The sequence below is a fragment of the Mycobacterium sp. MS1601 genome, from assembly GCF_001984215.1.
Taxonomy (GTDB): domain Bacteria; phylum Actinomycetota; class Actinomycetes; order Mycobacteriales; family Mycobacteriaceae; genus Mycobacterium.
The window spans coordinates 1,050,327-1,073,047 of record NZ_CP019420.1 but is presented as its reverse complement, the minus strand read 5'-3'; the positions used below and the strand labels follow the sequence as shown (position 1 = coordinate 1,073,047).

Sequence of the window (22,721 nt, the reverse complement as noted above, 5' to 3'; positions counted from 1 at the left end):
TTGTAGTTTAGGCAAAGACGGAGAGGGAAAACCCGGCGATCACGCTCCACAATTGAATGCAAAGCTCTGCTGGCTGCCGAGGATCCGGCTGCTGGGGCAGCGTGGGTGTGACGCGGCGCGTCGATGAGTGTGCGGTGACGGTGGTGACGGCCGAACTCGATCAGGCCGGCCTGACCGCGGAGCGGGTACCATCAGCCGAGTGGAATTGCCGGAACTGCTTGCTGAACTCGTTGGAATGCAGACGGTTTCGGGTGATCCCGGTCCTCAGCGGCAGGTGATGGAGCTGTGCCTCTCGAGGGCTCGCACCGGGCACAACGATGTGCACATCGAAGCTGATCTGGACGGGCCGCATCCGTGGGCGATCCTGACAAATCCGGCCCCGCCCGACGCACCCCGGCTGGCGTTCTGCTGCCACCTCGACACGGTGCCGGCGGGACCGTTGTCGGCATGGTCGTATCCGCCGTTCGGTGCCGAGATCCACGACGGCCGACTGGTGGGCCGTGGCGCCACCGACATGAAAGCCGGGCTTGTCGCCGCGCTGGCTGCGGTGCGCGACGCCGTGGACACCGGAGTGCCGGTCGCATTGGTCCTGACCTCGGATGAGGAGGTGGGATCGCTGGGCGCACAGCGCGCCCGGCCCGCCGTCGCGCAGGCCAACATCAGCGCTGCCATCATTCCGGAGGCGACGGCCAATAGGGTGAACCTCGGTCACCGCGGCGCGCTGTGGCTGCGTGTTGCCGCGGCCGGTGTCGCTGCCCATGGCAGCACCCCACATCTTGGCCGCAACGCGATCCTGGCGCTGATGGACGTCGTCCGGCGTGCCCGCACCGAACTGCCACAGTCCTCGGATGCCCACCTGGGCACGTCGACCTGGAACCTCGGTACCATCACCGGCGGTGTGGCGCCCAATATCGTTGCAGCACAGTCCAGCTGTGTCATCGACCATCGCACGGTGCGCAACGGTCCGGAACTGCTGCAGTGGTGGACGTCCCAACCCGAGGTCGACGAGGTCGAGTCGCTGATCGATCTGCCCGCCCTCTGGACGTCCGCGGACCATCCCTGGGTTGCCGGTCTGCCGGTGTCTGCGTCCGCCGAGCCGGTGTCGTATTTCACCGACGGTTCCGCGTTCCATCCGGTGATACCCGATGTGCCGATGGTGATCTGGGGCCCAGGGGATCCAGCGACCATGCACGCGGTCGACGAGGCCGTCACGCTCAGCGACATCGAGGTGGCCGTCGGTCACTACCGTCGTGTGGTCGCGCAGTGGGGCGGCGGGGGATGACGCACTCCGCGCAGATCGGCGTCGCTGATCCGCAACAATTCTCGATGCGTTAACCCGTCAATCGACAACTTGTTCATCCGCGCGGTCAACGCCTGGATTTGCGCCCTGGGCAGCCAGCATCGCCTCCCCGTCCTGCACTGCCGATCCACCCATGCCGCAAAACTCCACCCTGTGACACCAGATGCCCAAGTGGCACAAGAGGTTTCAAAGAGAACCGACCAGGGTCTATGTGCGGTAGGCGTCCACCCGGCGATCGGCGAAGGTGTTGTTGAACTCGTTCAACTGTCGACTCGCGCCGATGCCACTCAGGTCGAGATCGGCGACTATGACGTCTTCGTCCACTGCCGACGCGGGACCCGCCGCGTACCACCCGCTGGGGGCGGTGATGACGCTGCGCCCCAGGAAGTCCTGTCCGCGCTCCGTTCCGCAGCGGTCCGCGGCCACTATCGGAACACCGTTGCAGTGAGAGTTGGCGCTGCACAGGATGTTCGCCATGGCGCGGCCGTCGGCGTCGTTGCCGGCGATCAGCGGCACCCAATTCGTGGGCACGCACAGCAGTTCGGCTCCGGCCATGGCCAAGGTGCGAGCTGCCTCGGGAAACCAGATGTCGTAACAGATCAGGATGCCGATGGCGCCCAGAGCCGTTGTGTAGACGGGCAGTCCGACGTCTCCGGGGGAGAACACGACGTTCTCCTGATCCCACAGATGCAGCTTGCGGTAACGTCCCACAAAGCCCTGCGGGCCCAGCAACGCGCTGGAGTTGTACAGCTGATCGCCCTCGCGCTCGGCGATGCCGAACACGATGTGCATGTCCAGCTCGGCGCAGGCGGCCAAGAGCCGGGTGGTGGTGGGTCCGTCGGGAACGTCCTCGGCCACCGCGCGGCACTCCTCGGCGTCGGTGAACATGTAACCGGTGGTGGCCAATTCGGGGAACACTGCCAACTGGACACCGCGCTCGGCGAGATCGCGCATCGACTCCACCATGGTGTTCACGTTGTGGGCGACGTCGTTCATCACGGGGTTGGTCTGCACACTGGCCACGCGGATCACGGTTGTCCCACCTTTTCTTCGAGGGCTGGCTTGCCTGAGAACTTCTGCCGCCACGCAGGTTTCACCGAGGAGCGTCGCCACGGTGTCAGCAGCACCTCTGCCACCGCCACCGAACCGAATGCCAACAGCCCCAGGGCCACCAGCAGGATGATCGCGGCGAACACCGAGGCCACATCGAGCCTGGACTGGGCTTCCAACAGCGCGACGCCCAGGCCGCCGGTGGTGGAGGCTGTCCACTCGCCGAGCACCGCGCCGGTGACGGCGAACGTGGCCGTCATCTTCAGGGCGGAGAACAGCGGAGTCAAGGTGGCGGGCAGGGTCACGGAACGGAATATCCGCCAACGGGTTCCGCCCATGGCCTTGACCAGGGCTAGCAGGTCCTTGTCCACCGAAGCCAGGCCGTCGAGAACGTTGACCACCACGGGGAAGAACACAATCAGGGCGACGATGGTCAGCTTGGGGGCCAGCCCGAAGCCCATCCAGATCACCAGTGCGGGCGCGACGGCGATGATCGGGACGGCCTGGGAGGTGATGAGGATCGGGTAGAGGAAGCGCTGCACGACATTGGACCACGACATCACCAGGGCGAAGAGAAATCCCGCGGTGGCGCCGATGAGAAACCCGAGGATGAACTCCTGGCTGGTGATGATCGTACCGGGGCCCAGTGACGACCAGTCGTCTCGCAGGGCTTCCAGGGTTCGTGCGGGACTGGGCAGCACGTAGGGGGCGATATCGAAGATCCGGACCGTGAGGTCCCACACCACCACCAGCAGCACCATCCCCAGCACGGGAATGCCGATGGCCCGCAGGCGCAGTGGAATGCTGGCTCCGATTTTGGGCATCAGGCCACCTCCGGGGCTCGCCCGTAGATCAGATCCAGAACCGTCGACTTGAGTTCGGTGTAGCGGGGGTCGGTGGTCATGTGGATGTCGCGGGGCCGCGGCAGATCGATGGCGATGACCTCCTGCACACGTCCGGGCCGCGGGGTCATCACCACAACGCGGTCACCGAGGAACAGCGCCTCGTCGATGTCGTGCGTGACGAACATGATGGTCTTGCGCTGCTCGCGCCAGACCTGCAACAGCCACTGCTGCATCAACAAGCGGGTGTGGCTGTCCAGCGCCCCGAACGGTTCGTCGAGCAGCATCAGGGGATGGTCGAGCGCAAGCGTGCGCATGACGGCCACCCGCTGCCGCATGCCGCCGGACAGTGCGTGCGGGTAGTGGTTGAGGTAGGCGCCCAGGCCGTAGCGTTCTGCCATCTGAGCGGCGGCCGCCCGGTCCGAACGCGAGGCGCGGCCGGTGATGTCGGCACCCAGCACGATGTTCTCGAGCACGGTGCGCCAGGGCAGCAGCAGATCCTTCTGCAGCATGTAGCCGACGTGTCCGGACTTTCCTCTGATGTCCTTACCGTCGAGGGTGACGGTTCCGCTGGTGGGTGTCAGCAGTCCGGAGACGATGTTGAAGATCGTCGACTTGCCGCAGCCCGACGGCCCGACGATGCAGACGAACTCCCCGTCCTGCACATCCAGGTCCACCGGTGCCAGCGCCTCGACACCATCGAATTGCTGCGAGATGCCCTTGAGGTGCAGGCTCATAGGGTGTCCTTGTCCGCCAGCCAGGACACGGTTTGGGTCCACAGTGTCGAGAACCCGTCCCACTGGGTGAATTCGGTTGGCGCCCAGTGGGGTCCGATATCGCTGGCGAAGGCCGCAGACCGCCCCTTGCCGTACCTGCCCACGGTCAACAGCGGATGCCCGTTGACCTGGGCCAGCACCTCGGATGCCGATCGCGGGGCCAGGCGCTGGAATCCGAGCAGGGCCGGCCAGGTGTCCGGCAGACCCGTCGTGCAGGGATGCTCGGGTCCGAACAGGTGCGGGATCGCGCCCTCGGGGGTCTCTTCGCGGTCGTCACCGTCTTCCATCAGAACGGGCAGCGCTTCGGCCAGCAGGGAGTTCTTGTAGTTCGCCTTCGCCTCGATGCCCTGGAAGCTGAGGTAGCCGCCCACCATCATCAGTGCCCCGCCCTCGCGCACCCAGTCGCGCAGCACCCGGAGCCGGTTCGGAAACGACTTGCCCTGCAGGAAGACGTCATTGGGCAACAGCAGCGTGTTGGAGCCGATATCGGACAGGATCACCACGTCGTACGCGTCCAGTTGTGCGCTGGTGGTGGGGAAGTGCTGTGCCGCGGTGTGGTTGGGCATGAAGGTGACGTCATGCCCGCCTGCGGTCAGCGCGTCCGAGAAGTCCTGTACCCCTTCCTGGTAGGCCACGGTGGTGAACGAGTCGAAGCCCTTGGTGTGGATCGATGTCGTGGTCCAGGATTCGCCGGCGATCAGTGCGCGTGCCACTGCCGACTCCTTTCAGATTGTGATGGCGGGTTCGGGCGAAAGAGGTCACCGGATGACGGTGCATCCCTGCGGTCCGAACCAGATGACGTCTTCGACCTTGACGCCGTAGAGGTGGTTGCCGATGAAGGGTTCGACAGCCCAGCCGCCCCACATCGGTGTCGTGTTGTGCCGGTCGATGTAACCCTGTGTGTAGGAGACGTTCTGGCCGATCGAGTGGCCGATGTTGCCCAGGCGGTCCATGTGGTTCCAACCGGTGCCCGCGATGCAGTCGTTGAACGCCGACCACAGTTCGCGGGCGGGCATACCCGGATACGCGGCGGCAAGAACGGTGTCGTGGATCTTCTGGATCTCGGCTTTGGCCTCCAGGTAGTCGGGCTGATCACCCACCACGAAGGTCCGGGTGCAGTCGCCCCACCAGCCGTCGACCACCGGATGGACGTCGATGTAGCCGGAGTCGATGTTCCACAGCATCCGGTCGGTGGGTGACACGGTGGGGAAGCAGTCCAGGCTGCCGCGGCCGAAGCCGACGTTCACGATGGTCCACAGGCCGGTCGATCCGCGTTCCCGCAGTGTCTCTTCGGCCCACCTGGCGAGCTCGCGTTCGGTCATGCCGGCCCAGATGACGTCCGCGGCGAGTTCGGCGACATCACGGGCCAGCAGTTGAGCTTTCACGAGTCCGGCCGGGGCGCGATGCTGATGTCCTCCATGCGGTTTCCTCCTTTGTCGGTCAGGCGGGCAGGTAGGCGTCGGTCCAGTAGGCGCTGGGCTCGTCGACCGACTTCACCAGATCCTGCGACACCGCGGCGTCCAGCAGGCCCTTCCACTGCTCGTCGCTCTGCGCGAAGGGCACGGTCTGGGCCTGCAGGATCTCGGCGGTCGCGGTCCACGAGTCGGTGATGAAGGCCATGTCGGAGTTGGGGTAGGCCTTCTTGAAGATCTCCATGGCAGCCGTGGGATCGGAAAGGGAATCTTCGAGTCCCTTCTCGGTGGCTGCCATGAAAGCTTTGGCGGTGTCCTGATTTTCGTCGAGCCAGTTGGTGTTGCCCGCGACGACGAAGATCGGCGCATTGGGTGCGCCGTGCTCGGCGGCCGGCATGAAGAACGGTTCGAAGTTGCCGTTGACGCGGATCTCCGCGGATTCGGCGTTGGTGACGCCGGTGATGATGTCCACCTTGTTCTCCAACAGCAGCGGCACGGTGTTGTCGGCGGCGGTGACCAGCTGCACGTCCGGCAGGCTCAGGCCAACCGAGTCCAGCATCATCGTCAGCTGAGCTTTGGACCAGGCGTCGTTGTAGATGCCGATGGTCTTGCCCTTGATCTGCGCCAGGTCGAACGGCTCGCGGGAGATCAGGCCCCAGTTGTTGCTGTCGCCGTAGGAGCCGATGGCAACCACCGGTGCGTCCTGGTCCTTGGCGAACAGCACGTCCAGGGTGGTGGTGAAGGCGACGTCGGCCTCGTCGGTGCCCAGGAACTTCATGGTGTCGGCCACGGTGGGCGGCGCGGTGATGGTGAGGTCGATCCCGGCGTCGGAGTAGTAGCCCTTGTCCTTGGCCACCACGAACGGTGTCCAGAAGGCGTCGGCCACCGGCCACTCCATGATCATCCGGACCGGTGTGAGGCCGTTGTCGGTGGTTTCCGCGGAGTCGCCGCCGCAGGCGACGAGTCCCATGGCGGCGGCAGCGGTCATGAGAGCGGCTGCCATGCGGGAGCGGAAGTGTGTCTTCATGCGTCTCCTCCGGTGATGTAATCGATTACAAGGATGATGCGACATACCAAACCATCGCGTCACAAAAATGCGCAAGAGCTGTGCGTTTCGGCTGTGTAAACGATTGCCTGAGGGCGCGTTGGGGTGCTACACATGGGTGGTCGAGACGAGAAACGTGACGGGAAGAGGGGGCTGTGCGGCCGACAATCAGGCAGGTCGCCGAACGGGCGGGGGTGTCCACGGCAACGGTCTCACGCGCGTTGTCCGGCGCGCGCACCGTGTCACCGGAGCTGGCCCGGCGCATCGAGGACGCGGTGGCTGAGCTGGGCTACTCCAGCAACGGCATCGCCAGTTCGCTGCGGCGCAGCCGCAGCGACACCATCGGCATGGTGGTCCCCGACATCGCCAACCCGTTCTTCACGGCACTGGTGAAGAACGTGGACCGGGTGCTCGCCGAACGCGGGCTGCAGATGCTGCTCTGCGATGCGCAGTCCAGCTCGCGCATCGAGGCGGATCGCCTTGCCTCACTGATCAATCGGCGCGTCGACGGCATCATCATCAGCCCCACCAACGAAACCGACAGTGGCCCCGCGGTCCGGGCGGCGTCGGCCCGCGTCCCGGTGGTGCAGATCGACCGTCGTGCCCGCGACACCGATACCGACTGGGTGGGAATCGACGACGACTTCGCCCAGTCGCTGATCGTCAACCACCTGCGTGAACTCGGAGTCGCCACAGCGGCCTTCGTCAGCGCGCGGCCCACCGACTCGTCGACTGAACTGCGCCACGCCGGTCTTCTCAAACATGCTGGGGCACAGGGTATTACCGTGTCGCCCGATTCCGTGCTGATGGGGGAGTACTCCACCGAGTGGGGCCAGCGGGCCGGTGCGCAGATCCTGGCGTCAGGCCCGCGACCGGACGCCATCGTCTGTGGCAACGACCTGATTGCCCTCGGTGTGCTGCAGGCGTGCCGCGACGCCGGCGCAGCGGTGCCCGCCGATGTCGTGGTGACGGGATTCGACGACATTCCCTTCGCCGCCCTGAGCACCCCACCGCTGACCACCATCGCGCAGCCGCTTGCCGACATCGCCGCCGAAGGGGTGCGGTTGCTGATGCAGGCCATCGACGGTGCGGCCACCACGCAGACCATCCGGGCCTCGCTGGGCTCGCGGCTGGTGGTTCGCCAATCAACGGCCGCTGGGATTTCGGCGTGAATACGGTCGCTCACCGACTGTATTCACGCCGAAATCACGTGAAGGGCTTGCGGCGATCCAGCCGTCGTGACCCGGTTCCGGCAGCTCGCCACAGCCGCGCCACCCAGTCGGCGTCCTCCTCGGTGACCAGATTGCCCATCACCCGCACCGCGACACCCATCAACACCTGCGACCGCATCGCCAGCGGGCCGGCCAACGGCAGAAACCGCGGGATGGTCAGCAGCAGCGCGAGCCGTCGTGCCACCGAGAACCCACGGGCATAGTGCTCCTGCAGTACCGCCGGCCACGCCTCGGTCAGGTCACCGGAGCCCAGCAGTTCGACCGCCAGCCGGCCGGTCTCCATGCCGTAGTCGATCCCCTCGCCGTTGAGCGGGTTCACGCAGGCGGCGGCGTCACCGATCAGCATCCAGTTGGGTCCGGCCACTCCGGAGACCGCTCCGCCCATCGGCAGCAGCGCCGAGGAGACCGCGCGGGCCTCACCCTCGAAGCCCCACTCGTCGCGTTTGAGGTCGGTGTAGTGCTTGATCAGGGGGCGTAGCGCCACCTCGGCGGGTCGAGTGGCGGTGGCCAGCGCGCCGACGCCGATGTTCACCTCGCCATTGCCCAGCGGAAAGATCCAGCCGTACCCCGGCAACACGGTCCCGTCGACGGACCGCAGCTCCAGATCCGACGTCAACCAGGGGTCCGAGGCCCGCGGCGAGGACAGATAGGCCCGTCCCGCCACGCCGTACACGGTCTCCTGGTGCCACTGCCTGCCCAGCACCCGGCCCAGCGTGGAGCGGGCGCCGTCGGCGACGATCAGCTCCCGACAGCTCACCCGGGCCCCGTCGCCCAGGACGACGGCGCTGACCGCACCGCTCGAATCGTGTTCCACCGAAACGGCTTTGGCGCCCAGTAGCATCGCCGCACCCGAGGATTCCGCGACGGCTCGAACACGGTCGTCGAGCTCGGTGCGCGGCACCGCGGATCCGGTGGCCGGAAACGACGGCCCGGGCCAGCGCACCTGCACCGCCGAACCGAATCCCGACATCCGCAGCCCGTCGTGGCGGATGTGCCCGTCGAGCCAGGGTCCCAGCCCCAGTCGTTCCAGTTCGGCGACCGCCCGCGGGTCAGTCCGTCACCGCAGGACTTGTCGCGCGGGAACGTCGCCGCGTCGATCACCAGCACATCGCGACCTGCCCTCGCGGCCCATGCCGCGGCCGCCGAACCTGCCGGTCCGGCGCCGACGACAACCACATCGGCAGCGTGATTCATGGTGCCCAGTATGTTGGACCCGTGAGGACACCGGCGAGCGTGGTGGCGGGCGTGGATTTCGGCGATGCCGAGTTGGCCGCAAGTGTCCGCGACGGTGTGTCGCAGATCGAGCAACTGATGGCCACTGAGCTGGGCAAAGCCGATGAGCTGATGTCCGAGGCGGTGCATCACCTGTTCCTGGCGGGCGGCAAGCGCTTCCGGCCGCTGTTCACCGTGCTGTCAGCGGCACTGGGCCCCGACCCCAACAACGACGACGTGGTGGTCGCGGGTGCCGTCATCGAGATGGTGCACCTGGCCACGCTGTACCACGACGACGTGATGGACGAGGCGCAGATGCGTCGCGGCGCACCGAGCGCCAACGCCCGGTGGAGCAACAACATTGCCATCCTGGCCGGCGACTACCTCTTTGCCACCGCGTCGCGGCTGGTGTCCCGGCTGGGGCCGGACGCGGTACTGGTGATCGCCGACACCTTCGCCCAGCTGGTCACCGGGCAGATGCGGGAGACCCGCGGGGTCACCGAGGGTGTCGACCCCATCGATCACTACCTGAAGGTGGTCTACGAAAAGACCGCATGCCTGATCGCCGCGTCGGGCCGGTTCGGGGCGACGTTCTCCGGCGCCGACGACGACCAGATCGAGCGGTTGTTCCGGCTCGGCGGCATCGTGGGCACGGCGTTCCAGATCTCCGACGACATCATCGACATCGACAGCGACCCCGACGAGTCCGGCAAGCTGCCCGGCACCGATCTGCGTGAAGGGGTGCACACGCTGCCGGTGCTCTACGCGCTGCAGGAGACGGGTCCCGAGGCCGACCGCCTGCGCACGCTGCTGGCCGAGCCGATCGAGGACGATGCCGCGGTGGCCGAGGCGCTGACACTGCTGCGGGCGTCCAACGGCATGGTCCGGGCCAAACAGACCGTGACGGAGTACGCCGAGCAGGCTCGCCAGGAGCTGGCGGCGCTGCCGGATGTGGCCGGGCGGCGGGCGATGGAGTCGCTGGTGGACTACACCATCCATCGACACGGCTGACTCCGGGAACCCAAATTGCTGCACGTGTCGTTAAATCACTTGACACAGTCGCAATTTCTCGCAGGAGGACACGGATGACCTGGCATACGGGTGGCAACCAGATCAAGACATTCTTGCTCTTGATCGGGTTCACCGCCCTGATCGGTTTCATCGGGTTCCTGTTCGCCGGCGTCACCGGAAACACGGTGTGGATCTGGGGCGCGCTGGTCTTCGCGCTCGGAGTGAACTTCTACACGTATTTCAACAGCGACAAGTTGGCGCTGCGGGCCATGCACGCCCAGCCGGTCACCGAGGTGCAGGCTCCGGTGATGTACAAGATCGTGCGCGAGCTGGCCACCGCCGCCCACCAGCCGATGCCGCGGCTGTACATCTCGGACACCGCCAACCCCAATGCCTTTGCCACCGGCCGAAATCCGCGGAATGCGGCGGTGTGCTGCACCACCGGCATCCTGAACATCCTCAACGAGCGTGAGCTGCGCGCCGTGCTGGGCCACGAGCTGTCGCATGTCTACAACCGCGACATCCTGATCTCGTGCGTTGCCGGAGCCATGGCGTCGGTGATCACCGCGCTGGCAAACATCGCCTGGATCGCCGGCATGTTCGGCGGCAACAACCGTGGGGGCAACGGCGGCGGCAATTTCCTGGTGATCCTGCTGATCCAGCTGCTGGGCCCCATCGCCGCCACGGTGGTGCGGATGGCGGTGTCCCGTTCACGCGAGTACCAGGCCGACCAGTCGGGTGCCGAGCTCACCGGTGACCCGTTGGCATTGGCCTCGGCGCTGCGCAAGATCTCCGGTGGGGTAGAGCAGGCTCCACTACCGCCGGATCCGAAGCTGGCCGACCAGGCCCACCTGATGATCGCCAGCCCGTTCCGGGCGGGCGAGAAGATCGGCAAGCTGTTCTCGACGCACCCGCCGATCGCCGATCGCATCCGCCGCTTGGAGGACATGGCGGGCCGGGGGCCGGGACACTACTGATCCGGCGGTGGTCAGCCCTTCTCGACAGCCTTGTCCTTGACGGGAGCCTTGTCCTTGACGGGGGCCTTGTCTTTCTCGGAGCGGGTGTCTTTCTCGGAGCCTGAGGCCTTCTCGGAGCCTGAGTCCTTCTCGGGAGCGGCGTCGTCGGCTGAATCCTGGTTCTTGTCATCCTCGGTGTCCGGCTGTTCGGCCGGTTCCTCGGAGACAGGTTCCTCGGATTCGGATTCCTCGGTGTCCTCGCCCTCGGTCGGTTCGTCGTCGGCGGGATCCTCGGCGGGCTCTTCTGCGGGATCTTCGACCGGGGTCTCCGGTTCCTCCGACGGTTCCTCGGCCGGGATTTCCGGGGCGTCCGTGCCTGGTGCGGGGTCGACGACCTCGTCCGGGGTCTCCTCGCCAGCCTCGGGCGCGGGAGTGCCCTTGGGAGCGTCCTTGTCTTTCGAGTCGGACTTGGCCTTGTCATCGGAGTCGGAGTCGGAGGCGTCTTCGGAGTCGGAGGCGACGGACTCCGAGGCCTCGTCAAATCGGGCCAGGCTGCTCGCGGCGGCGGCGGAGTGCGGCACGAACAGCGATTCGATGCCCTTCTTCAGCCCCACCATGAAGTCGAGGAGGGACTTGATGGTCTCGGCCATGGTGGGCAACAGGCTGTTGTCACTGGTGGTCGCATCGCGGTAGCCCCAGTACACCAGGGCGGTGAGTGCCGGTTCGATGACGTCGGCCAGCTCGTTGCCGAACAGGCCGAAGTAGTCGCGCAGCGGACGCACCAGCGGCAGTGCGCCGTCGTCCTCGTAGGTCACGTAGGTGACGCCGTCCCTGGTCTCGACCTTGGCTTTGACCAGCGTGCCGTCGGGATTCTTGAAGGTGACGTAGAGGATGCCGTCGATGCGCTCGGTGGTGACGTCGAGGCCTTTGCACGACATGTTGAGCCGGCAGGTGACAGTGCCGTCGGCGTTGACCTGCACCGGTGACAGCGCCCGGTTGAGGTAGGCGGCGACGGAGTTGCTGAGCGCCAGCGGATTCAGCAGCGACACCGCGGCGTAGGTGTTGAAGTCGTACCCGAAGGACGTGACCACATCACCCTGCGAGGGGCCGGTGACCGGAACGGTGGGTGTGGCCGTGACGATCGCTTCGCCGATCTGCATCGAGTGAACGTCGAAGGACACCACGGGACTGCCCGGTGGCAGGGGCCCGGGGACGGTCGCCGGACCGGTGGGCGCCAGCGGCGGCAGCAGCTGCGGGTTGACGTTCCAGCCCTGCTGGTTGAGGAACGGCATGGTGCTGGTGACACCCAGGGTGGTGGACGGGACGGTGCCGTCGGGTCCTGATTGGTCGAGGGCGTTCCAGATGCCGAACGGGCCGGTGAGGAAGTTGACGATCACAGCGCGGCTGTCCGACGGCAGCAGCCGCTGCTGGATGGCGTCGGCGATACCGCCCACGCTGTCGATCTCTCCGGAGCCGCCGTCCATCAGCAGAGCGGCCAGCAGCAGCGGCGGTGCGGCGGTCAACGGCTGGATGACGGTGAGACCGGCAACGCTCACGGCAACGGCCGCTGTCGTCAAGATGGACGACCGCAAATCCCCTGCCACGTCACCGCCTTCCCAAAACTTCCTGATAATTCGCTAAGCAGTGTACGGCCTGCAGACCGTTGCTGGAAGCCAATGAGTAGGGCGGCTCAGCTGCAGGTCTTACCGGATATTGACGTGTGCGCGGCGACCGGCGGTTATGGGCCGAATCTGGCGTTTTCCTGAGTTTCGACAGGGTTTGTCTCAGGTGGCGCGGCGAACTGTTCACCGGTCGCCGTGCATGGGTGGGGTAACACCGAGCGGGTGGTGAAACGAACCTCTAGTGTGAGCATCGTGCTGAGCAGAGTTCTGATCGCGGCCTCCGTGGTGGTGACCGCCGCGGGTACAGCGTTGGCCGTCGCCTCCGGTATCGCCGCGGCGGAGCCCGCACCGCCGCCACCGCCGCCGCCGAACATCAATGGGTTCACCCCGGTGGTGCCGTCGGACTACGAGGTGCAGCCCGGTCTGTACGGGTTCACCACACCGCAGGGACTCACCTGCGTCGTCAGCCGCAGCACCGCCTACGGCTGCAACGGTCCCATCCCCGGTGCGCCCAACGGCGCCAACCTGATCACCGGCGGCGCCACCGGCATGCCAGGGTTCTCCAGCTCACCTCGGCCGCTGTTCGTCTCCGACAAACCCGCCAATCCGTTGCCGGCCAACTCGCGGCTGAGCTACGGCACCATCAGCTGCGGTGTGGACGGTGGGGGTGCGGCCATCTGCACCAACAGCTTCGACCAGACCGGCTTTGTGCTGGGGCCTGCGACCAGCTGGAACTTCGGGGCGGTGAACCCGTTGGTGGACCGCCCCGAGGGCACCAACCCCTACGCGAACTGACGCTGGTACACCTGCTCACCTCGCACGTAGGTCGCGGTGACCTCCACCGACGAGACCTCGTGGGGTTCCACGGCGAACGGGTCGCGGTCCAACAGCACGATGTCGGCGTCCCTACCGACGGTCAATGAGCCGGTGTGCTGCTCCATCCCCGCGGCGTAGGCCGCGTGGCGGGTGAAGCCGGTCAGGCAGGTTTGCAGATCCAGTCGCTGGTCGGGTCCCAGTGCGCGAGTCACGGTGTCGCCTGGCGGTTGACGGGTCATCGCCACTTCGATCTGGGCCAGCGGGTCCGGGGTGCTGACCCTCCAGTCGCTGCCGAACGCCAGCGTGGCCCCGGCCCGGTTCAGGTCGCCGAACGGGTACTGCGCTTCGAAACGCGAAGGGCCCAGCGCAGGTTCGCACAGCGTGACGTTCTGTTCGTCGCGGCATGCCCACAGCGCCTGTACGTTGGCCAACACGTCGAGCCGGGCGAACCGGTCGACATCCGACGGCGACACCACCTGCAGATGGCAGATCTGATGGCGCAGCCCGGCGCGTGGTGCCGCCTCGAACGCGTCCAGTGCCGCGGTGGTCGCGGCGTCGCCGATGGCGTGGACGTGCACCGAGAAACCGTGGATGGTGCACATGCGGACGGCGGCGTTCAAGGCCTCCTGGGTGAACAGGGGAGCCCCGTGTGAATGTGTGCACTGGTAGGGCTGATGCAGGGAGGCCGTCCGGTTCTCCACCACACCGTCGACGAAGATCTTCACCGTGGGGACGCGAACCAGGTTGTCATCGGCCAACTCTCGTGCCGCGACCAGTCCGTCGATCTGATCCACCCCTTCTGTCGGGTCCCAGTGCATGGCCGCCGCCACCCGGGCCTGCAGCCTGCCCTCGGCTTCGGCGTCCACGTAGGCCCGCAGCATCGGGGTGGACAGACGAGCGTCCTGCCAGCCGACGATCCCGAGCGAATGCAGGTACTGCTGACCGACATTCAGCGCCGCCGCCCATTCGGCCGCCGTGATCTCCGGTAGCTGCACCAGGTGCATCGCCGTCTCGTGCAGGGTTCCGGTGGGCGCACCGGAGCTGTCGCGTTCGATGCGCCCGCCCGGGGGGTCGGCCGTGGTGGCCTCGATCCCGGCCAGTCGCAGTGCGGCGGAGTTCACCCAGGCACTGTGGCCGTCGCGGGCGGTGAGGTATGCGGGACGGCCGCCGGTGACCGCGTCCAACAGGCCAGCCGTGGGATTGCCGCCGGGGAAGGCTGCCATGCTCCATCCGCCACCTCGCACCCAGGCGGTGGGCGGCAGTTCTGCTGCTGCCGCGGCGATCACCCCCGTGTAGGAGTAGGACGGCACGTCGTGCAGGTTCACCCACAGGTCGAACAGTGATCCCTCCAGCAGATGGATGTGCGCGTCGTGGAACCCCGGAACGATCAACCCGGGCGCCTTGACGATCAGGCCCTGTGCGGAGTCCAGTGCGATGATCTGGCCGTCGTCGATCGTGACCGACTGTGCCCATGGGCGTTTCGGGTCAGCGGTGAAGACCCGGCCGACAAATGTGGTCGTCATCCCGCACGCAGCACGTCGAGTGGCAGCGTCGACAGGGTGCGGGCACCGTCGTCGCCGAACACGATGGTGTCGATCATCGGATACAGCACGATGCTCTCGTAGTTGGTCACGACACCGGCGCGAAAGACGTCGTCGGTGGACTCACCCACAGTGAAGGTCCATTCACCCACCCAGTCCGGCGGGAAGGAGATCCCGAGTTCGTATCCGCCGTTCCAGTCGTGCATGCCCCACAGGCCGCTGTCACGAAGGTGGAACTCGATGTCCTGCGTGACGTCGTTGACCTCTACGCCGTCCGCGGCTCCGGCGCAAAGGATTTCGAAGGCCTGTGCCTCGATCTCGGCCAGCCGGTACAGCTCGTCGGTTGGTTCGGTGCCGACGACAAACCAGCGTTCGATGTTGGCGTGGTAGCGGTTGACGACGCCACACGGGTCCGCGCACAGCACGTCGCCGCGACCGATCACCCGGTCGGAGGCGTAGGCATGGCCCAGTTCGATGGGCCCCACCACCACCGACTCGTGCAGCGCCGAGGGTTCACCTCCCGCGACGGCCATGGCCGAAACCATCAGTCCCCAGGCTTGCTTCTCCGTCATCCCGACACGGACCTCGGCCTGTAGCGCGCGTAAACCCTGGTCGCACACCGCCGCGGCGCGCTCGATCATCGCGATCTCGGCGGGCGATTTGATCAACCGGACAGCGCGGCTGACGGCGCTGACGTCGGCGACGTAGCAGCCACCGGCCTCGAATGCCGCCTGGACGCGCTCGCTGGTGGCGCGGTTGGGGACGTGGCTGTGCATCTCCAGGCCCACTCGTCCGGTCAGCCAGCCTCTGGCCCGTAGGTCGTCGACCATGAAGTCCAGCACGGCGTCGCCGTCATCACGAGCAGTCAGCCGGATGTCCTGTGCCGAGGAGGTGCGTTTGAGCAAGTAGGCATGGTGTTCGACGTCGTACACCACCAGTTCGCCGCTGCCGACGTGCAGTACCACGCACTGATACGCCGGCCAGCGGGTTGAGGATTGTGCTCGGTACCAACGACTTTGGTATCCGTGTAGCCAACACATCCCGTCCGGTGAGCTGATCACCACCAGGTCGAAGTCCGCGCGCGCCGCTGCCAGTTGCAGCTTGCGGCGGCGTGCGTCGTACTCGGCGTCGGTGAACGGCAGCCGCGGGGTTTCGTCGTCCAGGTCCGCGTAGGTGTCGGCGATGAGTTGGCGCAGCATCATCGCGTCGGCCTGCGCGCGGTAAACAGGTGTCATGCTGAGGCTTTGACCCGGGTCCAGGCCTGGTTCCAGGCGGTGAGCTGTTGGTCCTGCAGGGAAGCCAGCCACACGCTGGGGTCGGACAGCACCGCTTCGTCGTAGTCGAGGAACGGGTACTTCTCCACCAGTGTGGTGTAGGTGGACAGCCCGGTCTTGGTGGCTATCGGGTAGCCCACGAAGTCGACGATCTTGGCCATGTTGTCGGGCCGCAGCAGGAAGTCGGCGAACAGCAATCCGGTGCCGGGGTGCTCGGCGGCCGCCGGGATGGCCAGGCAGTCGGAGTTGAATGCCAGGGTCTCGCGGCAGAATTCGAAGCCGATGTCGTCGGCGAACGGTGCGTCCTTGAGTGCGGAGAAGGTGGCGCCCGTGTAGTTCATCAGCAGGTCCGCTTCGCCGTTGGTCAGCTTCTCGCCTGCCGAGCTGCCGAAACCGCCTAGGCTGCGCCGCAATTCGATCAGCGACTCGGCCGCTTTGTCCAGATCCTCGGCGGAGGCGGTGTCAGTGGGCAGCCCGAGGCGGCCCAGCGCCATCGTCATCGACACGGTGACGTCGTCGAAGATGAACGCCCGTCGATCCAGCTTCGGGGCCAGGTCCCACAGGTCATTCCAGGAGCCGGTCAGTCCGCTGACCCTGCTCTTGCGGTACGCCAGGCCGATACCGCCCATGGCGTAGGGGCCGGCCAGGTGTTCTGCCTTGGGCTCGAAGGGCGGGTCGTTGAACAGCTCGGTGACCTCACCCCAGTTCTGCATGACCCCATGGTCGATGGGTAGCAGCAGGTTGGCCGAGGTGGCGCGGGCGAAGAAGTTGGACGGCATGAAGGTGATGTCGTACGACGCGCCCGCGCCCAGTTTCTGGATCATCTCGTCGACGGTGGAGAAGTAGGTCTGGTTGATCTTGACGTCGTATTCGGTCTCGAACGCGGCCAGCACCTCGTCGGGGACGTAGCCGGTGGGCGCGTAGTAGGCGAGGTCCCCGTCGATCTCCGGTTTGGGCGGTTCCAGCGTTGCAGAAGTCCCTCCGCCGCCGGAACTGTTGCCGCAGGCGGCCAGCCACAGCGCGGCGGCGGCGCCGCCACCCATGAACAGGAACCGGCGCCGGTTGGTGGTGGGATTCATGAGCTCTCCTTGAGCGTTTTGGGTTGGTGTTTCGAGGTTTTCGCGCGCTGCAACCACAGGCCGACGATGCCGATACCGACGGTGACCACCACCATCGCGGTGCCCACCGCGTTGATCTCGGGGGTGAGGCCGAAGCGCAACATGCCGTAGATGCGGACGGGCAGCGGTGCCACTTGGGTGCCGGTGAGGAACACCGAGGTGACGAAGTCGCCGAAGGACAGGACGAACGCCAAGGCGGCGGCGCCTGCGACGGCGGAGCGCAGTTGCGGGAACACCACGGTGTGCAGGACGCGCAGCCGGCCCGCCCCCAGGTCGGCTGCGGCCTCCTCCAGTCGCGGATCCAGGGTGCGCAGCCGGTTGCCCACCAGCACCGTGACGTAGACCAGGGTGAAGGTGGCGTGACCGATGATCAGCGTGCCGGTGGACAGTGGCACCCCTGTGGTGGCGAACAGGGTCATCAGGCCAACCGCGGTGGCCAGCTCTGGGGTGATCAGGGTCGACAGCGTCACCGCTTCGATCGGTCTGGTGACACGACGGGTTCCGTAGACGAATCCGAACGACAGCGCGGTACCCAGCACCACGGCCACCGCGGTGGCGGCGGCGGCCACGCCGAGGCTCAGCATCAGCGCGGAGATCACTTCCGGGTTCGCCGCCGCCTGGCCGTACCAGCGCAGGCTGAACCCGGTGAAGTCCGACAGTGATTTCGAGGAGTTGAAGGAGAACAGCATGGTGACCAGCAGTGGCAAATCCAGCAGCACCAGGACCAGCGCCACCACCAGGGCCAGCCCGATGGGCATGCGGTTTCGGTCAGACACGTCGCATCACCATCCGGCCCGCTTTGACGGCCAGCACGGCCACCGCGATGAAGGCCAGCATCCCGGTCAGCAAGGTGACGGTCAGTGCCGCACCGAAGGGCAGTGAGCCTGCGGTGGCCAGCTGATCACGGATCAGGTTGCCCATCATGTAGGTGGACCCGCCGAGGAACTGTGCCACCGCGAAGTCCCCGAGGCTGAGCAGGAATACCAGCTGGCAGCCTGCGGCGACCCCGCCGGCCGTGCCTGGCAGGACGATGGTGGTGAAGGTGCGTACGGGGCCCGCGTGCAGGTCGTGTGCGGCTTCCACCAGTCGCCAGTCCATGCGTTCCACGGCCAGGAACACCGCCAGGATCATGAACGGCAGAAAGCTGTACACCAGCCCGAGGTTGAGGGCGTAGACGTTGCCGATCAGGTTCACCGGGCCCAGTCCGAGGCGGGTCAGCAGCGCGTTGACCGGGCCCTCGCGGCCCAGCAGCTGCACCCAGCCATAGATGCGGATCAGGTAGTCGGCCAGCCAGGGCACCAGGATCGCCAACAGCAGCAGTGGTTTGGCCCGGCCGCCGTAGCGGGAGATGGCGTACGCGCAGGGGTAGCCGATGGCCAGGCAGAGCAGGGTCGCGATGGTGGCGTAGCCGAAGGTGCGCAGCACCACCGGCAGGTAGGCGGGCTGGAAGACCATGGCGAAGTTGTCGGTGTACCAGCCGTAGATCGGGCGGCCGATCATGTCGGGCGTCGCGACCGACGCGGCGACGATGAGGGCCAACGGCGCGAGGTAGAAGCAGGACAGCCACACCGTTCCCGGTGTCAGGCTCCACCGCCAGCCAGCGCGCATCTGCTCCTCCTTTCGTGAAGAGCGTCTCGCTCATTTGTTTTCCGCATGTTTCTAGATCGAAAACTTAGTGATTCAGTGGCTGTCGCACGGATTAATGAAGAAATCCGGCTACATTGTTGTTGAATCCGCAGAAACTTGAGCTGAAGGGGTGAATGGATGCTCGAAGAGCCCGAGGGCAATCTGGACCGGATCTCCGCCGCGATTGTCGACTCGCTGAGATCTGACGGACGCAAGTCGTACGCGGCCATCGCCAAGGAGGTCGGGGTTTCCGAGGCCACGGTTCGCCAGCGTCTGCAGCGACTCACCGAGCAGGGGCACATGCAGATCGTCGCGGTCACCAACCCGGTGGGCCGCGGCCGGTTCACCTCGATGCTCGCGGTCAAGACCCGTGGGGACGTCGCCAGTGTCGCCGACGCACTTCGCGACATCCCCGAGGTGACGTTCGCGGCGGCGACGGCCGGGATCTACGACGTGATGATCGAGGTCACCTGCCGCGACGGTGCCCACCTGCTGGCTGTGGTCGACGAGTCCATCCGCACCATCGACGCCGTGGAGTCGGTCGAGACGCTGGTGTATCTGAAGCTGCTGAAACTCAACTACCAGTCCGGGGTGTGGCCCACCACCGAGTGAATGCTCTGCGCAGGGGTGCGTCGAGCGCGACGGGCAGCGCTTCTCATGATCGGATTGTGGCGTGCGCGAATCTTGGCAAATTTCGACGCGGTGGCTGGCAATGCTCGCGGTGGTACTGGCGGTCCTGGTTTCCACCGGGTGTGGGACGCAGCCCTCGGACGACGACGGCCAGGGCGGAGTAGACCTGACGCTGCTCGCTTTTCCGTCGTCGGTTCAGGGTTGGGAGCGGGTGTTGCCTGCTTTCGCGAGGACGCCGGAAGGAGCCGGGATCACGGTCGAGACGGTCACCGGGCCGTCGGCGCAACTGACCGAGCAGGTGCGCCGCGACGGCCCCGGTGACCTGGTCAATCTCTCCGACTATCAGAACATCCTTGCGCTGGTGCACGCGAGAAAGGTCGATCCGGACTGGAATTCCGGCCCCACGGGAGGCAGGTTGTTCGGTTCCATCATCACTTTTGTGGTGCGAGAGGGTAATCCGCACGGCATCGACGACTGGACCGATCTGCTGAAGCCGCGAGTTCAGGTGGTCGCGCTGAACCCCACAGAAGCCGGGCTGGGAAAGTGGAGCTGGCTGGCGGCCTACGCCGCGGCCAGCGACGGCGGCCGAAACGAGCAGGCCGGCCGTGACTACCTGCGCAGGTTGATTCTCGAGCATGTGCAGATCGGGCCCAGCACCATCGCGGAGGAAATCGAATCCTTTGCCGCCGGCTTGGGCGACGTCCTCATAATTCCCGAGTACGCGGCTCCGCGGCTGGCCGCGGCCGACCCCGCGTTGCAGATCATCATCCCGCCGCAGACGATCAGGGTAGACAACGGCATAGCCGTGATTGCCGACAGTCCCCGGCGTGAGCAGGCTGAGAGCCTGGTGCGTTTTCAGTTCTCTCAAGAGGCGCAACGTATCTGGGCGCAGGCAGGCTTCCGCCCCAGCGACCCTCTTGTTGCGCAAGAGTTCGAAGCCGAGTTCCCTGAGCCGGCCCGGCTCTGGACAATCGACGATCTCGGCGGGTGGGCGAAACTGGGTCCTCAGTTCTTCGACCCGCAGAACGGCATCGTCACCAAGCTGTTCAAGCAGGCCACCGAATAGGCGTTCACCGCACAAAGCGGCGGGCCAGAGGCAGCCACTTCTCCAGATCCTCGGAGGTCTCGTACTGGGAGTCCAGGAGATACAGGCTGGGGGCCGGGCAGCTGGCGCCGATCTCGACAAGCACGGGACGCAACGTCAGTTCAGGTGCCAGCGCATGGGCGTATGAGCGCCCAGCATCAGCGGGAAGGTGGTGACCTGGCCGAGCTCGCCCGCACCGAACTGATCGAGGAACAGCTTGAGCAGACCCGTGTAGGTGGCCTTGAACGTCGGCGATGCCACCACCAACAGGTCGGCGGCCTTGACGATCTCCTTGGCTTCGGCCACCGTGGGGTCGCCCCAGCTCAGTAGTCCGGCACCGAGATCGACGACATCGATGACGTGCTCAGGCGGGGCTCCGGTGAGCTTCTGGACGACCAACTCGGCGGCGGCGCGGGTTCGCGACTGGCGCTTGGGGTTACCTACAACGACAACGGTCACGTCCAACAGTTAAGCGGACAACTGCTCCGCAATGCAGCCGCAGGGAGGTGACTCTGTAGTGCGCGAGTGCCACCTGCCTGCGCGGGTCACACTCTAGCGTCGTGGAATCACGCTGAGCGCAACACTTCAGACGTGCTGGGCGAGCAGGCGCATCCGGTCGCCGTAGCCGTCCAACGGCCCACAATGCACGGCCACCTGATCTGCCCCGGCCCCGCGCAGTTGGTTGACCAGTCGCACCGCGGACTGTAGATCGGCGTCGGCCCACCGCATTCTGGCGATGGTCGTCACCCGATCACCGCCGGGGAGCTCGCGCAGTCTCGCCACCGCAGCGGCGAAGTCGGGGGGCGCCAGTTCGGCGCTTTGCCAGTAGGAGCCGACGTCGGCGGCGCGGCGCAGCGCTCGGGTGGAGTGACCGCCGACCAGAAGGGGGAGCGGCCGCGGCAGTCGGGGCTCGAAGTAACCGCCTTTGGGGCCGCGACCGGTGGTCGTGACCTGCCGCACGATCTGCAGGATCTCGTCGGTCCGCGCACCACGGGAGGCGAAGTCAGCGCCGATCTCGTCGAACTCCGCCGCATTCCAGCCGGTGCCGACACCGAGAACAAAACGCTGACCGCTGAGCCGGTCGAGCGTTGCGAATTGTTTTGCCGCAAGGAATGGTTCGCGCAGCGGGAGGATCAGCACCGAGGTGCCGAGCAGGATCCGGCTGGTGACCGCGGCCAGGTGTGCCAGGGTCACCAGTGGCTCGTATACCCCGCCGAACACGTCGCCATAGGGCTGCGGCGGCAGTACGTGGTCAGGGAGCCACGCGGCGCCGTAGCCCAGCTCCTCCGCATCGCGGACCAGCCTGACCAGCAATTCGGTTGTGAGGTCCCTGCTTTCGTTCGGCAGCACCAACTGCAGGGTCATCCGTGCTGCTCCAGCCAGCGGTGGAGAGTCAGCAACCACGCGTCGGTGGCCTCGGTGGCGATGTTGTGTCCGCAGTCGATCTCGACCAGGCTGGAGTTGGGTAGCCCGGCTGCCAACTCGGCAGACGATTGTGGTGAGACCAATGCATCCTCGGTGGTCGCGATCACCAGCGCCGGCACTGAGATCGCCGACAGCTCGGCGGTCACATCCACCTGCAGTGCGACGTCCACATGATCGGCGCTGCCGTCGGGCAGAAAATCCGCCAATCCCTCTATGGCACTGTCTAGTTCGCTTGCCGACATCGACTGCAGTGCCTTGGCGCCGCACGCCAGCAAGGTCAGGTAACGGGCCACCAGGGTCCGGTTGCCGCTGTCGAGGAGCTTGCGCCAGACCTGTAGAGCCAGGCTCAGGCGGTGGTCGGGACGGGCGAAGCCCGCGGTGAGGATCAACCCGGTGACGCGGTCCGGGTGTCGGGTGGCGATACGCACGGCGACAGCGCTGCCCAGCGAGTATCCGAGCACGGTGAATCGCTCGTCGTCTGTTGCCGCGACCACTCCGTCGGCCAGCGCATCCAGTGTCAGCGCTGCCGTGGCGCGTGGTGTCGCACCGGAGCCCGGATAGTCGGGGCCGACGACGCGGCGGGTGGCGGCCAGCGAGGCCAGCAGCGGTCCGAAGTTGCCGGCGACACTGCCGCCGGCGCCGTGGGCCAGCAGCAGGGTGGGTCCGTCGCCGCGCAGTGTCGTGTCGAAATACGGGATCACGCCGGGAACGTTATGGCTTGACATCGGTGTCAAGGTCAAGGTCAAGAG

General features: G+C 66.3%; 21 protein-coding genes and 2 pseudogenes. 7 read left to right on the top strand and 16 right to left on the bottom strand.

The window, feature by feature from the left end:
• Positions 1-199 precede the first annotated feature (199 nt).
• Positions 200-1,282, top strand: a complete 1,083-nt coding sequence (locus tag BVC93_RS05105; protein WP_083736225.1) for a M20 family metallopeptidase — start codon at positions 200-202, stop codon at positions 1,280-1,282.
• A 225-nt stretch (positions 1,283-1,507) separates the two neighbouring features.
• On the opposite strand, the gene BVC93_RS05100 is transcribed toward BVC93_RS05105, so the two are convergent.
• The 6 genes from BVC93_RS05100 to BVC93_RS05075 are packed head-to-tail and all read right to left on the bottom strand — an operon-like array spanning position 1,508 to position 6,407.
• Positions 1,508-2,332, bottom strand: coding sequence for a nitrilase-related carbon-nitrogen hydrolase (locus BVC93_RS05100; RefSeq protein ID WP_197687529.1), 825 nt, complete (start codon positions 2,330-2,332; stop codon positions 1,508-1,510).
• Positions 2,329-3,174 carry an ABC transporter permease gene (locus BVC93_RS05095; protein ID WP_083736224.1) on the bottom strand — a complete coding sequence of 282 codons (846 nt, stop codon included), beginning with the start codon at positions 3,172-3,174 and terminating at the stop codon, positions 2,329-2,331. Before BVC93_RS05095 ends, BVC93_RS05100 begins: the two co-directional genes overlap by 4 nt.
• Positions 3,174-3,929, bottom strand: coding sequence for an ABC transporter ATP-binding protein (locus tag BVC93_RS05090; protein ID WP_083736223.1), 756 nt, complete (start codon positions 3,927-3,929; stop codon positions 3,174-3,176). Before BVC93_RS05090 ends, BVC93_RS05095 begins: the two co-directional genes overlap by 1 nt.
• Positions 3,926-4,681, bottom strand: coding sequence for a glutamine amidotransferase (locus BVC93_RS05085; RefSeq protein ID WP_083736222.1), 756 nt, complete (start codon positions 4,679-4,681; stop codon positions 3,926-3,928). Before BVC93_RS05085 ends, BVC93_RS05090 begins: the two co-directional genes overlap by 4 nt.
• Positions 4,682-4,726: 45 nt before the next feature.
• Positions 4,727-5,353 carry a M24 family metallopeptidase gene (locus BVC93_RS05080; protein WP_083736221.1) on the bottom strand — a complete coding sequence of 209 codons (627 nt, stop codon included), beginning with the start codon at positions 5,351-5,353 and terminating at the stop codon, positions 4,727-4,729.
• 55 nt (positions 5,354-5,408) lie between these two features.
• Positions 5,409-6,407 carry an ABC transporter substrate-binding protein gene (locus BVC93_RS05075; protein ID WP_197687528.1) on the bottom strand — a complete coding sequence of 333 codons (999 nt, stop codon included), beginning with the start codon at positions 6,405-6,407 and terminating at the stop codon, positions 5,409-5,411.
• 173 nt (positions 6,408-6,580) lie between these two features.
• On the opposite strand from BVC93_RS05075, the gene BVC93_RS05070 reads away from it, so the two are divergent.
• The gene (locus BVC93_RS05070; RefSeq protein WP_083736220.1) at positions 6,581-7,597 is read left to right on the top strand and encodes a LacI family DNA-binding transcriptional regulator; all 1,017 of its coding nucleotides are present in this window, start codon (positions 6,581-6,583) and stop codon (positions 7,595-7,597) included.
• 34 nt (positions 7,598-7,631) lie between these two features.
• Here BVC93_RS05070 and menJ read toward each other — a convergent pair.
• Positions 7,632-8,851: pseudogene (menJ, locus tag BVC93_RS05065) on the bottom strand (menaquinone reductase).
• A 21-nt stretch (positions 8,852-8,872) separates the two neighbouring features.
• On the opposite strand from menJ, the gene grcC1 reads away from it, so the two are divergent.
• Positions 8,873-9,880, top strand: a complete 1,008-nt coding sequence (gene grcC1 / locus BVC93_RS05060; protein ID WP_192860202.1) for a nonaprenyl/(2E,6E)-farnesyl/geranylgeranyl diphosphat synthase — start codon at positions 8,873-8,875, stop codon at positions 9,878-9,880.
• Positions 9,881-9,954: 74 nt separating this feature from the next.
• Positions 9,955-10,857, top strand: coding sequence for a zinc metalloprotease HtpX (gene htpX / locus BVC93_RS05055; protein ID WP_083736218.1), 903 nt, complete (start codon positions 9,955-9,957; stop codon positions 10,855-10,857).
• A gap of 11 nt (positions 10,858-10,868) precedes the next feature.
• On the opposite strand, the gene BVC93_RS05050 is transcribed toward htpX, so the two are convergent.
• Positions 10,869-12,440: a hypothetical protein gene (locus BVC93_RS05050; protein ID WP_157516781.1), complete on the bottom strand. Its 1,572-nt coding sequence runs from the start codon at positions 12,438-12,440 to the stop codon at positions 10,869-10,871.
• Positions 12,441-12,710: 270 nt separating this feature from the next.
• Here BVC93_RS05050 and BVC93_RS05045 point away from each other — a divergent pair, with 270 nt between their 5' ends.
• A complete protein-coding gene (locus BVC93_RS05045; protein ID WP_335583119.1) occupies positions 12,711-13,253 on the top strand; it encodes a hypothetical protein in 543 nt (180 codons plus the stop codon).
• On the opposite strand, the gene BVC93_RS05040 is transcribed toward BVC93_RS05045, so the two are convergent.
• From BVC93_RS05040 to BVC93_RS05020, 5 genes are read right to left on the bottom strand one after another with little or no spacing between them, the layout of a single operon-like run.
• The gene (locus BVC93_RS05040; protein WP_083736216.1) at positions 13,241-14,797 is read right to left on the bottom strand and encodes an amidohydrolase; all 1,557 of its coding nucleotides are present in this window, start codon (positions 14,795-14,797) and stop codon (positions 13,241-13,243) included. The two genes, BVC93_RS05045 and BVC93_RS05040, sit on opposite strands and share 13 nt — an antisense overlap.
• On the bottom strand, positions 14,794-16,050 hold the full coding sequence (locus BVC93_RS05035; RefSeq protein ID WP_083736215.1) for a M24 family metallopeptidase: 1,257 nt from the start codon (positions 16,048-16,050) through the stop codon (positions 14,794-14,796). The genes BVC93_RS05040 and BVC93_RS05035 overlap by 4 nt, the downstream gene beginning before the upstream one ends.
• A complete protein-coding gene (locus BVC93_RS05030) occupies positions 16,047-17,168 on the bottom strand; it encodes a polyamine ABC transporter substrate-binding protein (protein ID WP_083736214.1) in 1,122 nt (373 codons plus the stop codon). Before BVC93_RS05030 ends, BVC93_RS05035 begins: the two co-directional genes overlap by 4 nt.
• Positions 17,165-17,983: an ABC transporter permease gene (locus tag BVC93_RS05025; RefSeq protein ID WP_236950250.1), complete on the bottom strand. Its 819-nt coding sequence runs from the start codon at positions 17,981-17,983 to the stop codon at positions 17,165-17,167. Before BVC93_RS05025 ends, BVC93_RS05030 begins: the two co-directional genes overlap by 4 nt.
• Complete coding sequence (locus BVC93_RS05020) at positions 17,976-18,815, bottom strand: ABC transporter permease (RefSeq protein WP_083736212.1); 840 nt, start codon at positions 18,813-18,815, stop codon at positions 17,976-17,978. Before BVC93_RS05020 ends, BVC93_RS05025 begins: the two co-directional genes overlap by 8 nt.
• A 156-nt stretch (positions 18,816-18,971) precedes the next feature.
• On the opposite strand from BVC93_RS05020, the gene BVC93_RS05015 reads away from it, so the two are divergent.
• Both BVC93_RS05015 and BVC93_RS05010 read left to right on the top strand, forming a co-directional pair.
• Positions 18,972-19,445, top strand: coding sequence for an Lrp/AsnC family transcriptional regulator (locus tag BVC93_RS05015; RefSeq protein WP_157516780.1), 474 nt, complete (start codon positions 18,972-18,974; stop codon positions 19,443-19,445).
• Between the two features lie 100 nt (positions 19,446-19,545).
• Complete coding sequence (locus tag BVC93_RS05010; RefSeq protein WP_083736211.1) at positions 19,546-20,529, top strand: extracellular solute-binding protein; 984 nt, start codon at positions 19,546-19,548, stop codon at positions 20,527-20,529.
• Positions 20,530-20,533: 4 nt separating this feature from the next.
• Here BVC93_RS05010 and BVC93_RS05005 read toward each other — a convergent pair.
• The 3 genes and pseudogenes from BVC93_RS05005 to BVC93_RS04995 all read right to left on the bottom strand — a co-directional run bounded on the left by BVC93_RS05005 (position 20,534) and on the right by BVC93_RS04995 (position 22,697).
• A pseudogene (locus tag BVC93_RS05005) lies at positions 20,534-21,006 on the bottom strand (NADPH-dependent FMN reductase).
• A gap of 126 nt (positions 21,007-21,132) precedes the next feature.
• Positions 21,133-21,912 (bottom strand): TIGR03619 family F420-dependent LLM class oxidoreductase, encoded by a 780-nt coding sequence (locus tag BVC93_RS05000; protein WP_083736210.1) that lies wholly within the window; start codon positions 21,910-21,912, stop codon positions 21,133-21,135.
• Positions 21,909-22,697, bottom strand: coding sequence for an alpha/beta fold hydrolase (locus BVC93_RS04995; RefSeq protein ID WP_083736209.1), 789 nt, complete (start codon positions 22,695-22,697; stop codon positions 21,909-21,911). The genes BVC93_RS05000 and BVC93_RS04995 overlap by 4 nt, the downstream gene beginning before the upstream one ends.
• Between the last annotated feature and the right edge of the window lie 24 nt (positions 22,698-22,721).